This window comes from Streptomyces sp. enrichment culture (assembly GCF_964273145.1).
In the GTDB taxonomy this organism is placed as follows: domain Bacteria; phylum Actinomycetota; class Actinomycetes; order Streptomycetales; family Streptomycetaceae; genus Streptomyces.
The window spans coordinates 584,870-597,107 of record NZ_OZ186873.1 but is presented as its reverse complement, the minus strand read 5'-3'; the positions used below and the strand labels follow the sequence as shown (position 1 = coordinate 597,107).

The following is a 12,238-nucleotide window of genomic DNA, read 5'->3' as shown; positions in this document are numbered from 1 at the left end:
AATATTCCGGCGGGAGCGCAGGGCCGCCCCGACCGGGATCGGCCGCTGCGGGCGCCTATGCTGCCTGCAAGCAGGCAGCACTGAAATGTCGATGCAGTAGGAGAGCCGGCGTGAGCTTGAGGATCGTTGTCACCGTGAAGTACGTGCCCGACGCCACTGGCGACCGGCGCTTCGCCGATGACCTGACCGTCGACCGGGACGACGTGGACGGTCTGCTCTCCGAACTGGACGAGTACGCGGTCGAGCAGGCGCTGCAGATCTCGGAGAACTCCGACGACGACGTGGAGGTCACCGTCCTGACGGTGGGCCCGGAGGACGCCAAGGACGCGCTGCGCAAGGCGCTGTCGATGGGCGCCGACAAGGCGATCCACGTCGAGGACGACGACCTGCACGGCACCGACGCGATCGGCACCTCCCTGGTGCTGGCCAAGGCGATCGAGAAGGCCGGCTACGACCTGGTGATCTCCGGCATGGCGTCGACGGACGGCACCATGGGCGTCGTGCCGGCGCTGCTGGCCGAGCGCCTGGGCGTACCGCAGGTGACCCTGCTGTCCGAGGTGTCGGTCGAGGACGGCACGGTCAGGGGTCGCCGCGACGGCGACGTCGCCTCCGAGCAGCTGGAGGCGTCGCTGCCGGCGGTCGTGTCGGTCACCGACCAGTCGGGCGAGGCGCGTTACCCGTCCTTCAAGGGCATCATGGCGGCCAAGAAGAAGCCGGTTCAGTCCTGGGACCTGTCCGACCTCGGCATCGAGGCGGAGGAGGTCGGTCTCGAGGGTGCCTACACGACCGTCGACGCGGCGAACGAGCGCCCGGCCCGGACCGCGGGCACGGTCGTCAAGGACGAGGGCGAGGGCGGCAAGCAGCTCGCCGAGTTCCTCGCGAGCCAGAAGTTCATCTAGGGGCCACGCCCCTCACCGCCCCTCAGACTTCGCGATTTTCGCAAGGAGATCCATCCCATGGCTGAAGTTCTCGTCTACGTCGACCACGTGGACGGTGCCGTCCGCAAGCCCACCCTGGAGCTGCTGACCCTCGCCCGCCGCATCGGCGACCCGGTCGCCGTCGCCCTCGGAGGCGGCGCCGCCGGCACCGCCGCCACGCTCGCCGAGCACGGCGCGGTGAAGGTCCTCACCCACGAGGCGTCCGAGTACGCCGACTACCTGGTCGTGCCGAAGGTGGACGCCCTGCAGGCCGCCGTCGAGCAGGTCTCCCCGGCCGCCGTGCTGGTGCCGTCCTCCGCCGAGGGCAAGGAGATCGCCGCGCGTCTGGCGCTGCGCATCGGCTCCGGCGTCATCACCGACGCCGTCGACCTGGAGGCCGGCGACGAGGGCCCGGTGGCCACCCAGTCGGTGTTCGCCGCCTCCTACACCACCAAGTCCCGCGTCACCAAGGGCACCCCGGTCATCACGGTCAAGCCGAACTCGGCCGCCGTGGAGGCCGCTCCGGCCGCGGGCGCGGTCGAGGCGCTGGAGGTGTCCTTCTCCGCGCAGGCGACCGGTACGAAGGTCACGGGCCGTACGCCGCGTGAGTCGACCGGCCGTCCGGAGCTGACCGAGGCCGCGATCGTGGTCTCCGGCGGCCGCGGCGTCAACGGCGCGGAGAACTTCGGACTCATCGAGGCCCTCGCCGACGAGCTGGGCGCCGCCGTGGGCGCCTCGCGCGCCGCGGTGGACGCGGGCTGGTACCCGCACACCAACCAGGTGGGCCAGACCGGCAAGTCCGTCTCCCCGCAGCTGTACATCGCCTCCGGCATCTCCGGCGCGATCCAGCACCGTGCCGGCATGCAGACCTCCAAGACGATCGTGGCGATCAACAAGGACCCGGAGGCCCCGATCTTCGACCTGGTCGACTACGGCGTCGTCGGCGACCTCTTCGAGGTCGTACCGCAGCTCACCGAGGAGATCAGGGCCCGCAAGGGCTGATCCCGCACGCCGTGCGCACGAGGCCCCCGCGACCGCCCCTGGTCGCGGGGGCCTCGGCCTTCCCCGGGGGCGTTCCCCACCGGCTTCGTCACCGCCGGCGAGTGCCGTACCGGACGGCCGGAGGCGGCGCCTGGGCCGGGAAGAGGGTGTTGACCGGCGGGAAGTTCGGCGGATAACTTCGCTGTGCGGATTGCAGATTCCGTACAACGGAAAATTGGAGGGTGTGGAATGGGTCAGCAGGAGAAGGTGGCGACAAGCCTCGCGGGCACCGTGAGCGAGGAGATCAGCGCCTCCCTCGCACCGGTCGACGCGGAGCTGGAACGCCGCTACCCCGGGGACCCCGGCACCCGCCAGCCCGTCCACACCGTCTACGTCCCCGGCGACGCCTTCACCGCCGGCACCGTACGCTCCTGGGGCGACCGGGCGCTGGCCGCGCTCGACGAGCACGCCCCCGACGCCGCCTCCTTCGCCGCCGTCCTCGGACTCCGCGAGGACCTCGCCGAGCCGGTGTACTCCCGGGTGCGCGCCAAGCTGGAGCGCGAACCGATCGAGGACCTGCGCGTCGACTTCGAGGACGGTTACGGCAACCGCCCCGGCGCCGAGGAGGACGAGGCCGCCGCCCGTGCGGCCCGCGTCATCGCCGAGGCGTACGCCCAGGGCACCGCCGCCCCGTACATGGGCATCCGCATGAAGTGCATGGAGGCGGCCGTGCGCGACCGGGGCATCCGCACCCTCGACATCTTCCTCACCGGCCTGATGGAGGCGGGCGGCCTGCCCGGCGGACTGGTGCTCACCCTGCCCAAGGTGACCTACCCCGAGCAGGTCGCCGCCATGGCCCGCCTGCTGGAGGCGTTCGAGAAGGCGCACGGGCTGGAGTCCGGCCGGATCGGCTTCGAGATCCAGATCGAGACCAGCCAGTCCATCCTCGCCGCCGACGGCACCGCCGCCGTCGCCCGCATGATCCACGCCGCCGGGGGCCGCGCCACCGGGCTGCACTACGGCACCTTCGACTACAGCGCATGCCTCGGCGTCTCCGCCGCCCACCAGGCCGGCGACCACCCGGCCGCCGACCACGCCAAGGCGGTCATGCAGGTCGCCGCCGCGGGCACCGGCGTCCGCGTCTCGGACGGCTCCACCAACGTCCTGCCGGTCGGTCCCACCGAGAAGGTCCACGACGCCTGGCGCCTGCACTACGGCCTCACCCGCCGCGCCCTCGCCCGCGCCTACTACCAGGGCTGGGACATGCACCCGGGCCACATCCCCACCCGCTACGCCGCCGTCTTCGCCTTCTACCGCGAGGGCTTCGAGCAGGCCGCCGCCCGCCTCGCCCGCTACGCCGACCACGCCGGCGGCGACATCGCCGACGAACCCGCCACCGCCAAGGCCCTCGCCGGCCATCTGCTGCGCGGTCTGGACTGCGGCGCCCTCGACACCGCCGAGGTCGCCCGGCTCACCGGCCTGACCCGCGCCGACCTGGAGGGCTTCGCCGCACCCCGGCGCAGCGGCCTGACGGCGTCGGCGCGGCAGACGCCGGCTGCGGGGTGACGGCTCCGGTACGCAAAGGCGCGCAGGAAGCCCCTCCGGCACCGCGGGCGCGGAGCTCCTTCGGGTGCGACACCGGGGGCCGGCGTACGGCACGGGCCCGGCGGCACCGTGCGGTACGCCGGGCGGACGCGCGCCCCGGAAGCGGTGCGGTGTGCCGAAGGCGTCCGGGCCGTGGCGGGCCGCTCAGTCCGCGGGCGGCAGCTCGCCCGAGCCGCGGGTGACCAGCCGGGTCGGCAGTTCGACGCGTCCGGGCGCAGCGAGGCCGCCGTCCAGCTGCCGGAAGAGCCGTTCGGCGGCGGTGCGGCCGAGGGCCGCCGCGTCCTGGGCGACGACGGTCACCCCCGGCTGGAGCAGGTCGGCGAGTTCGATGTCGTCGAAACCGACGAAGGCGACGCGTCGGGAGTGCCCGGCGAGGACGCGGATCACGGTGACCGTCACCCGGTTGTTGCCCGCGAAGACCGCGGTGACCGGGTGCGGGTCCGCGAGCATCTCCTCGGTCGCCCGGCGCACCCGCTCGGGATCCGTGGCGCCCAGCGACATCCAGGAGTCCTTCACCGGTATGCCCGCGTCCTCCATGGCCGCCCGGTAACCGCGCAGCCGCTCGGCGGCGGTGTGGATCCGGGGCATGTCGCCGATGAACCCGATCCTGCGGTGCCCGTGCGCGATCAGATGGGCCACGCCGTCGCGGGCGCCGCCGAAGTTGTCCGAGAGCACCACGTCCGCGTCGATCCGCCCGGCCGGCCGGTCCACGAACACCGTGGCGACGCCCGCCTTCAGCTCCGGCTCCAGGTACCGGTGGTCGTCCCCGGCCGGGATCACCACCAGCCCGTCCACGCGCCGGGCGCACAGCGCCAGCACCAGTTCCCGTTCACGGTCCGGGTCCTCGGCGCTGGATCCGTTGATGAGCAGGGCGCCGTGGGCCCGGGCCACTTCCTCCACCGCGCGGCTGAGCGGCCCGTAGAACGGGTCCGCGAGATCCTCCAGGACCAGGCCGATGCTGGCCGTGCGGCCCTTGCGGAGCACCCGCGCGCTGTCGTTGCGGCGGAAGCCGAGCGCGTCGATGGCCTCCTGGACGCGCCGTTCCGTCTCCGGCGTCACGCCCGGTTCGCCGTTGACCACGCGAGAGACGGTCTTGAGCCCGACCCCGGCGCGGGCGGCGACGTCCTTCATGGTGGGGCGGTTGCCGTAGCGGGTCCCGGAGAGGCGGTCGGTGCGGCGGGGCGTCTCGGGCACGGTGCGGTGTCCTGTCCTTGTCGTCCACCGAACGCGTCGGCGGACGACGCGTCGGTCCATGGGTGCGTATGGGGATGTGGCGTCGAGCATAGGGCCTGGACAACGTTGTCAAGGGCGGGGGAGACTGTCCAGGACGCCTCCCGGAGCGCGCCGCCACCACCCGGCCGGTCCGCGGCGCCTTCCGCGTTTCCCGTGTTTTTCTCGTGTTCGTTGCTCATGTTTTCCCATGGTGGACGGGGAGATCCGACTCTGATGCACACCGACCTCGTGGCCGCGCTGGACATCGGCGGCACCAAGATCGCCGGAGCACTGGTGGACGGCCGCGGCCGGATCCTGGTGCGCGCGCAGCGCGCCACGCCCGCGCAGGAGGACGGCGAGACCGTGATGCGCGCCGTCGAGGAGGTGCTCGGCGAGCTGACCGCCTCGCCGCTGTGGGCACGCGCCACGGCCGTCGGCATCGGCAGCGCCGGCCCGGTGGACGCCTCCGCGGGCACGGTGAGCCCGGTGAACGTGCCCGGCTGGCGCGACTACCCCCTGGTCGCGCGGGTCCGGGCCGCGGTCGGGGGACTGCCCGTCGAGCTGATCGGCGACGGCGTCGCGATCACGGCGGCCGAGCACTGGCAGGGCGCCGCCCGCGGGCACGACAACGCGCTGTGCATGGTGGTCTCCACGGGCGTCGGCGGCGGTCTGGTGCTCAACGGCAGGCTGCACCCGGGGCCGACCGGCAACGCGGGCCACATCGGCCACATCAGCGTGGAGTTCGACGGCGACCCCTGCCCGTGCGGCGCGCGCGGCTGCGTGGAGCGGATCGCGAGCGGCCCCAACATCGCCCGGCGGGCCCTGGACAACGGCTGGCGGCCCGGCCCCGAGGGCGACACCTCCGCCGCCGCGGTGGCCGCCGCCGCACGGGCCGGCGACCCGGCCGCCGTGGCCTCCTTCCGCCGGGCGGCCCGGGCGCTGGCCGCCGGCATCGCGGCCACCGCGACGCTCGTCGAGATCGACATCGCGGTGATCGGCGGGGGCGTCGGCAAGGCGGGCGAGGTGCTCTTCGCCCCGCTGCGCGAGGCCTTGGCCGACTACGCGACCCTGTCCTTCACCCGGCACCTGACGGTGGTCCCCGCCCGGATGGGCACGGACGCGGGGCTGGTCGGGGCGGCGGCGGCCGTCCTCACCGGGCGGGCGGACCCGGCTCCGGCGGACGTGCGGGGAACCCCGGGGATGCGCGGGGCGGCTTCGGCGGGTGCGCGGGAGACCCCCGGCGGTGCGTTGCCCGGCACGGCGGACGCGGTACCGGGGGGCGGGAACGTCCTCCGCGGCCGTGACCCGGACTCGCCCGCGCAGTTGAACCCGGCATGAAGAAGCGCAGCATGCTCGCCCTCGCCTCCCTCGCCACCGGCTTCGTCGTCGCGGCGGTCACCCCCTCCCACGGCCTGAGCGGGACCCCGTCCGGCCCCGACGTGATGGACGACGCCGTCACGACCGTCGAACAGACCACCGGCGACGACAGCTTCGCCTTCCGCGACCACTTCGAGGAGGACCGGCACTGAGACCCCGGCCGGCCGGGCCGCGCACGGCGCCGGCGCCCCAAGGACAGGGGCGCCGGCGCCGTTTCCGTGCGGTCCTCAACTGGGGCTGGTTTCCGTGGCAGGGTGGAGCGGGCAAGCCACAGGGGGCCAACGGAAGAGGGGGACCTGTGACCGTCGTCTGGATCAACGGCGCGTTCGGTGCGGGGAAGACGTCCACCGCACGGGAGCTGATCGAACTGATCCCGAACAGCACGCTCTTCGACCCCGAGGTGATCGGCGCGGAGCTCACACGTCTGCTGCCGCCCAAGCGCCTCGCCGAGGTCGGCGATTTCCAGGACCTCCCGATCTGGCGCCGCCTCGTGATCGACACGGCGGCGGCGCTGCTCGCCGAGCTCGGCGGGACCCTGGTGGTGCCCATGACCCTGCTGCGCCAGGAGTACCGCGACGAGATCTTCGGCGGTCTCGCCGCCCGCCGTATCCCTGTACGGCACATCCTTCTCGCCCCGGCTGAAACGATCCTGCGGGAGCGGATAGCCGGCCGCGAGGTCCCTGCGGACCTCCCCGACGGCGAGATGCGCGTACGGCAGTGGTCCTACGACCACATCGAGCCCTACCGGGCCGCCCTCGCCTCCTGGCTCACCGCCGACGCCCACCCGGTCGACACCAGCGCCCTCACCCCGCACGAGGCCGCCGCCCGCATCGCCGAGGCCGTCGGCACCGGTGCCGTGCCCGTCTGCGACATCGTGCAGACCCCCGAACCCACCGCCGAGACGCTCGCCGCCGGCGTCCTCCTCTTCGACGAGCGGGACAGGGTGCTGCTCGTCGACCCCACCTATAAGGCCGGCTGGGAGTTCCCCGGCGGCGTCGTCGAACCCGGCGAGGCACCCGCCCGCGCCGGCATCCGCGAGGTCGCCGAGGAGACCGGCATCCACCTGGACGACGTACCGTCCCTGCTCGTCGTCGACTGGGAGCGGCCCGCGCCGCCCGGCTTCGGCGGGCTGCGCCTGCTCTTCGACGGCGGCCGCCTCGACTCCGCCGAGGCCGGGCGGCTGCTGCTGCCCGGACCCGAGCTGCGCGGCTGGCGGTTCGTCACCGAGGAGGAGGCCGCCGGCCTGCTGCCCCCGGTCCGGTACGAGCGCCTGCGCTGGGCCCTGCGGGCCCGGGAGCGAGGGACGGCGCTGTACCTGGAGGCGGGCGTCCCGGTCGGCTGACGCGGAGGGGCTACCGGAAGGCGCTCACCGCCGCGCACAGTGACTCGCCCGCTCCGGCGAATCGGTTCCGCCGATCCGGGCGGTCCGGCGTCGACCGGCGACAGCCGGTCGCCGTCGCGCCGGAGGCAGGCCCGGCCCACGGGGAAGCGCGGCAGGCGCGGGCGGCCGGGGAGCGGTTCGGCGGTGTCCGTGTCCGTGGTGCTGTCCATGGGGCGACCGCGGGAGGGCCCGCGTCCTCGGAGCGGGGGCCTCCGCCGTCGGAGGAGCGGGCGTCAGCTCGCCGCGTAGTTGCGCAGGAACAGCGCCTCGGCGACCGACAGCCGCTCCAGCTCCTCGGGGGAGACGCTCTCGTTCACCGCGTGGATCCGCGCCTCCGGCTCGCTCAGGCCGATGAGGAGGATCTCCGCCCGCGGATAGAGGGTGGCGAGGGCGTTGCACAGCGGGATGGAGCCGCCCTGGCCGGCGTACTGCATCTCCTGGCCGGGGTAGGCCACCGCCATCGCCTCGGCCATGGCCCGGTACGCCGGGCTGGTGGTGTCGGCGCGGAACGCCTGGCCCTGGCCGATCTGCTCGACGGCGACCCGGGCGCCCCACGGCGTGTGCGACTCCAGGTGCGCCCGGAGCAGCCCGGTCGCCTCGGCGGCGTCCACGCCCGGCGGCACCCGCAGGCTGATCAGCGCACGGGCGCTCGCCTGCACCGACGGGGTGGCGCCGACGACGGGCGGGCAGTCGATGCCGAGGACCGTGACGGCCGGCCGCGCCCAGATGCGGTCGGCGACCGTGCCGGAGCCGATCAGCTCCACCCCGTCCAGCACCTTGGCGTCCCGCCGGAACTGCTCCTCGTCGTACTGGAGCCCCTCCCACCGCGCGTCGGCGGTGAGACCGTCGACGGTCGTCGAGCCGTCCTCGGCGCGCAGCGAGTCCAGTACGCGGATCAGGGCGGCCAGCGCGTCGGGGGCGGCGCCGCCGAACTGGCCCGAGTGCAGGTTGCCCTCCAGGGTGTCGACCTGCACGCGCACCAGGGTCATCCCGCGCAGGGTGGAGGTGACCGTCGGCAGACCGGCCCGGAAGTTGCCCGCGTCACCGATGACGATGGCGTCGGCGGCCAGCAGCTCCGGGTGCTCCTCGGCGTACCGCTCCAGGCCGCCCGTGCCCTGCTCCTCCGACCCCTCGGCGATCACCTTGACGTGCACGGGGACGCCGCCGTCGGCCTTCAGCGCGCGCAGCGCCAGCAGGTGCATGATCACGCCGCCCTTGCAGTCGGCGGTCCCGCGCCCGTACCAGCGGCCGTCGCGCTCGGTCAGTTCGAAGGGCGGAGTGGCCCAGCCGGCCTCGTCCAGCGGCGGCTGCACGTCGTAGTGGGCGTACAGCAGCACCGTCTTGGCGCCCTCGGGACCGGGCAGGTAGCCGTACACCGACTGGGTGCCGTCCGGAGTGTCCAGCAGCGCCACGTCCTGGAAGCCCTCGGCGCGCAGCGCGTCGGCTATCCAGCGCGCGGCGCCCTCGCTCTCGCTCCTGGGGAACTGGTCGAAATCGGCCACCGATTTGAAGGCCACCAGCTCGGCGAGCTCCTCCTTCGCCCGGGGCATCAGCGAGGCGACGGTCCCGGCGACCGGATGCGACGACATGGGCACGCTCCTTGTGGGTGCGACGTTCGTACCGTTGCCCGATCCTCGCACAGCGGCCCGGGGTGCCTCGTACGGTGGGCTTGCGGGGCTTTGCGCGGGTGCCGGCGGCGTTCGTACGGCGATCGGCGGCTCCTCGCGAGGTGGCCCGCGGCGACACCGCCGTAGGATGCGGGGGACACAAGCGGCATGCGGCTGGATCGGAGCGGTAGACCATCGTGAGCAGCGAGAACTCTTCGGCGGAGGACGCGCGGCAGGTGTGGGACGTCGTCGTGGTGGGGGCGGGACCCGCGGGGGCCTCGGCCGCCTACGCGGCGGCGGTCGCCGGGCGGCGCGTGCTGCTGCTGGAGAAGGCGAAGCTGCCCCGCTACAAGACGTGCGGCGGCGGCATCATCGGCCCCTCGCGCGACACGCTGCCGCCCGGCTTCGAACTGCCGTTCAAGGACCGTGTCCACGCCGTCACGTTCTCCCACAACGGGCGCTTCACGCGCACGCGCCGCTCCCGGCAGATGCTGTTCGGTCTGGTCAACCGGCCCGAGTTCGACCAGCAGCTCGTCGAGCACGCGCAGAAGGCGGGCGCCGAGCTGCGCACCGGTGTGACGGTCTCGCGGGTCGAGCAGCACGGGTCGGCGGTGCCGGACCGGCGCACGGTCGCCGTCGTCCTGCAGGGCGGCGAGACCGTGCTCGCGCGGGCCGTCGTCGGCGCGGACGGCAGCGCCAGCCGCATAGGCGCGCACGTCGGGGTCAAGGTGGACCAGGTCGACCTCGGGCTGGAGGCCGAGATCCCGGTGCCCCGGACGGTCGCCGAGGACTGGAAGGGGCGGGTCCTCATCGACTGGGGACCGCTGCCCGGCAGTTACGGCTGGGTCTTCCCCAAGGACGACACGCTGACGGTCGGTGTGATCTCCGCCCGGGGCGAGGGCGCGGCGACCAAGCGCTACCTGGAGGACTTCATCGGCCGGCTCGGTCTGGCCGGGTTCGAGCCGAGCATCTCCTCCGGCCACCTCACCCGCTGCCGCACCGACGACTCGCCGCTCTCCCGCGGCCGGGTCCTGGTGTGCGGGGACGCGGCGGGGCTCCTGGAGCCGTGGACCCGCGAGGGCATCTCCTTCGCGCTGAGGTCGGGGCGGCTCGCGGGGGAGTGGGCGGTCCGCATCGCCGAGGCCCAGGACGCCGTGGACGCCCGCCGGCAGGCCCTGAACTACGCCTTCGCCGTCAAGGCGGGGCTCGGCGTGGAGATGGGCGTCGGCAAGCGGATGCTCGCGCTCTTCGAGCGGCGCCCGGGGCTCTTCCACGCCGCCCTGACCGGCTTCCGGCCGGCCTGGCGGGCGTTCAAGGACATCACGCAGGGCTCGACGTCGCTGGGCGAACTGGTCCGCAGCCATCCGCTGGCCCAGCGGGCACTGACCGCGCTGGACCGACGCCCGGCCGAGGACCCGGCCAGCTCGTAACCGGGATGGCCGGAGCGGCCGCGGTGCGAGGGGCCGGGTGTCGGGGCGGACGCGACTGCCTCCTCGCCGGACGCGCCGCCCGCTTGAGCCCGCCGTCGTTCGCCGGCGGATCGGCCCGGCGCGCTGGTCCGCGGCGGGGGCGGCACCGCGGACCGCGCTCCGGCCGGGAGGGGGAACGCCGTGCCGTCGGCTGCCGCCGCACGGCCGGTCAGCGGTTGCCGCCCGGGCGGTGGACGCTGAGGTCGCCGTAGGCCGACAGAACGCCGGGCAGGTCAACGGGTTTGTGCCGCAGGGTGGCGTCCAGGAAGGCGAGCGTGGTCGCGGCGACGACGCGGGGGCTCCCCGTGCGGCCCAGGGAGCCGACCGCCGAGGGCACGGGCGGCAGGTACAGGGGGCCGTCCATGAAGGTGAGGTGTGCGGCGCCGGGGATGGTGAGCCGGTAGCTCGTCGCGGTGTTGAACTCGAGGGCCCCGGTGAGGCGGGGCATGTACCGCGGGTCGGTCGCGGGGGTGACGGCCTGGGTGAGCGCGAGTGCCGGCTGGTGGAGGGAGGGGGAGGCGGGGCCGTGGGGGTAGCCGTCCAGATCGATGACGGCATCGAACCGGTGGTCCCGCCGGGCTGCCTGCAGGGCGGCGGCACCACCCATGGAGTGGCCGGTGACCGCGACCCGGCCGGTGTCCAGGCGCCCGGTCAGCGGGCCGGCGATCTCACCTCGGTCCAGACGGTCCAGCTGGGTGAGGACGAAGCCGAGGTCGGCGGCCCGGACAGCCGTCCAGCCGACCGCCGCCTTCCCGTCCTCGTCCCCGTCGCCGGTGGAGGCGGTCCTGGTGCGGATCGTTCGGCCGTCGGCGAGGACGACGGCGGCGGAGTCGTACGGATGGTCGAGGGCGGCGACCAGGTAGCCGTGGCTGGCCAGTTCCTCCGCCCAGGCGGTGTTCTGGGTGCGCACTCCGCCCGACCCGGGGGAGAACAGCACGACCGGGAACCGTCCACCCCTGTCGGCCACCGGGGCGCCGAAGACCGAGCGGGTGCGGGCCCGCGGAATACCGTCGACCAGGAAGCCGGGCAGGCCGACCTGGCGGGCGAGGGCGTCGGAGACGGTGCGCGCCTCGTGCTCCGTGCGGCCGAGGTACTGGGCCCGCCGCGCGCCCGCGGGGCTCTTCCGCGCGGGATACCAGAGCTGGACCACGACCGTGCGCCGGTCGTGCGGATCGGCGGTGAAGGTCTCGGGGCGGCGTGGGTCGCTCCACTGCACCACGCGGGTGCCGACCGCGAAACGGCCCGACGGTTCGGGGAACACGGGTACGGGAAAGGCCCAGGCGGCCGCCGGCCCCGCGGCGATCAGGCCGAGGCAGGCCACCGACCCGGGCAGGGCCAGCCACCACCGGGCCCGCCACGCAGGCCGGCCGGTACGGCGTTGCAGCAGGGGGGAGAGGGCGAACGGCGACGCGACGGCAGCGCCCGCCAGCACCGGCAGCAGCTGCCAGCGGATCCCCACCACGCTCAGCACGATCGCGGACAGCACGAACACCGCCCCCGCCGCGATCGTGACGCGCCGGCGGGCGGCAGGGGGGAACCAGCGCGCCACCACCAACGCGACGGCACCCGGCAGGACAAGGACTTCCGGAAGGGACATGTGCAGTCCGGCGATGTTCTCGGTCACCCGGCCATGCTCGGCGCGGGGCACGCGCTGCCACATCGTCCTCGGGTCGCCATCGTGTACAGCCT

9 protein-coding genes and 1 pseudogene are annotated in these 12,238 nt (G+C 74.3%); 7 read left to right on the top strand and 3 right to left on the bottom strand.

The features are described from left to right. Positions 1-110 precede the first annotated feature (110 nt). From ACSU6Z_RS02695 to ACSU6Z_RS02685, 3 genes are all read left to right on the top strand, one after another. Positions 111-899 carry an electron transfer flavoprotein subunit beta/FixA family protein gene (locus ACSU6Z_RS02695; protein ID WP_437042483.1) on the top strand — a complete coding sequence of 263 codons (789 nt, stop codon included), beginning with the start codon at positions 111-113 and terminating at the stop codon, positions 897-899. A gap of 57 nt (positions 900-956) precedes the next feature. Further along, on the top strand, positions 957-1,919 hold the full coding sequence (locus ACSU6Z_RS02690) for an electron transfer flavoprotein subunit alpha/FixB family protein (RefSeq protein WP_437042482.1): 963 nt from the start codon (positions 957-959) through the stop codon (positions 1,917-1,919). Positions 1,920-2,147: 228 nt separating this feature from the next. Next, positions 2,148-3,464: a DUF6986 family protein gene (locus ACSU6Z_RS02685; RefSeq protein WP_437042480.1), complete on the top strand. Its 1,317-nt coding sequence runs from the start codon at positions 2,148-2,150 to the stop codon at positions 3,462-3,464. A gap of 183 nt (positions 3,465-3,647) precedes the next feature. Here ACSU6Z_RS02685 and ACSU6Z_RS02680 read toward each other — a convergent pair whose 3' ends face one another. Then, positions 3,648-4,757, bottom strand: a complete 1,110-nt coding sequence (locus ACSU6Z_RS02680) for a LacI family DNA-binding transcriptional regulator (RefSeq protein ID WP_437042479.1) — start codon at positions 4,755-4,757, stop codon at positions 3,648-3,650. A gap of 192 nt (positions 4,758-4,949) precedes the next feature. Here ACSU6Z_RS02680 and ACSU6Z_RS02675 point away from each other — a divergent pair. The 3 genes and pseudogenes from ACSU6Z_RS02675 to ACSU6Z_RS02665 all read left to right on the top strand — a co-directional run. Next, positions 4,950-5,900: pseudogene (locus ACSU6Z_RS02675) on the top strand (ROK family protein); the annotation flags it as partial. Positions 5,901-6,049: 149 nt separating this feature from the next. Further along, positions 6,050-6,244, top strand: a complete 195-nt coding sequence (locus ACSU6Z_RS02670; protein WP_437042477.1) for a hypothetical protein — start codon at positions 6,050-6,052, stop codon at positions 6,242-6,244. A 146-nt stretch (positions 6,245-6,390) separates the two neighbouring features. Continuing rightward, entirely contained in the window at positions 6,391-7,434 is a 1,044-nt protein-coding gene (locus ACSU6Z_RS02665; RefSeq protein ID WP_437042476.1) for an NUDIX domain-containing protein, read from the top strand. A 272-nt stretch (positions 7,435-7,706) separates the two neighbouring features. Here the strand turns inward: ACSU6Z_RS02665 and ACSU6Z_RS02660 are convergent, their stop codons facing one another. Continuing rightward, positions 7,707-9,062 (bottom strand): dipeptidase, encoded by a 1,356-nt coding sequence (locus tag ACSU6Z_RS02660; RefSeq protein ID WP_437042474.1) that lies wholly within the window; start codon positions 9,060-9,062, stop codon positions 7,707-7,709. Positions 9,063-9,277: 215 nt separating this feature from the next. On the opposite strand from ACSU6Z_RS02660, the gene ACSU6Z_RS02655 reads away from it, so the two are divergent. Further along, positions 9,278-10,510, top strand: a complete 1,233-nt coding sequence (locus ACSU6Z_RS02655) for a geranylgeranyl reductase family protein (RefSeq protein ID WP_437042472.1) — start codon at positions 9,278-9,280, stop codon at positions 10,508-10,510. A gap of 208 nt (positions 10,511-10,718) precedes the next feature. On the opposite strand, the gene ACSU6Z_RS02650 is transcribed toward ACSU6Z_RS02655, so the two are convergent. Beyond that, positions 10,719-12,209 (bottom strand): hypothetical protein, encoded by a 1,491-nt coding sequence (locus tag ACSU6Z_RS02650; protein ID WP_437042471.1) that lies wholly within the window; start codon positions 12,207-12,209, stop codon positions 10,719-10,721. Between the last annotated feature and the right edge of the window lie 29 nt (positions 12,210-12,238).

What these genes read in the sequence shown, in the direction of transcription:
- ACSU6Z_RS02650 (WP_437042471.1), bottom strand. Translation starts at nt 12,209, where the DNA reads ATGTGGCAGCGCGTGCCCCGCGCCGAGCATGGCCGGGTGACCGAGAAC.
- ACSU6Z_RS02660 (WP_437042474.1), bottom strand. Translation starts at nt 9,062, where the DNA reads ATGTCGTCGCATCCGGTCGCCGGGACCGTCGCCTCGCTGATGCCCCGG.
- ACSU6Z_RS02680 (WP_437042479.1), bottom strand. Translation starts at nt 4,757, where the DNA reads ATGGACCGACGCGTCGTCCGCCGACGCGTTCGGTGGACGACAAGGACA.
- ACSU6Z_RS02670 (WP_437042477.1), top strand. Translation starts at nt 6,050, where the DNA reads ATGAAGAAGCGCAGCATGCTCGCCCTCGCCTCCCTCGCCACCGGCTTC.
- ACSU6Z_RS02685 (WP_437042480.1), top strand. Translation starts at nt 2,148, where the DNA reads ATGGGTCAGCAGGAGAAGGTGGCGACAAGCCTCGCGGGCACCGTGAGC.
- ACSU6Z_RS02690 (WP_437042482.1), top strand. Translation starts at nt 957, where the DNA reads ATGGCTGAAGTTCTCGTCTACGTCGACCACGTGGACGGTGCCGTCCGC.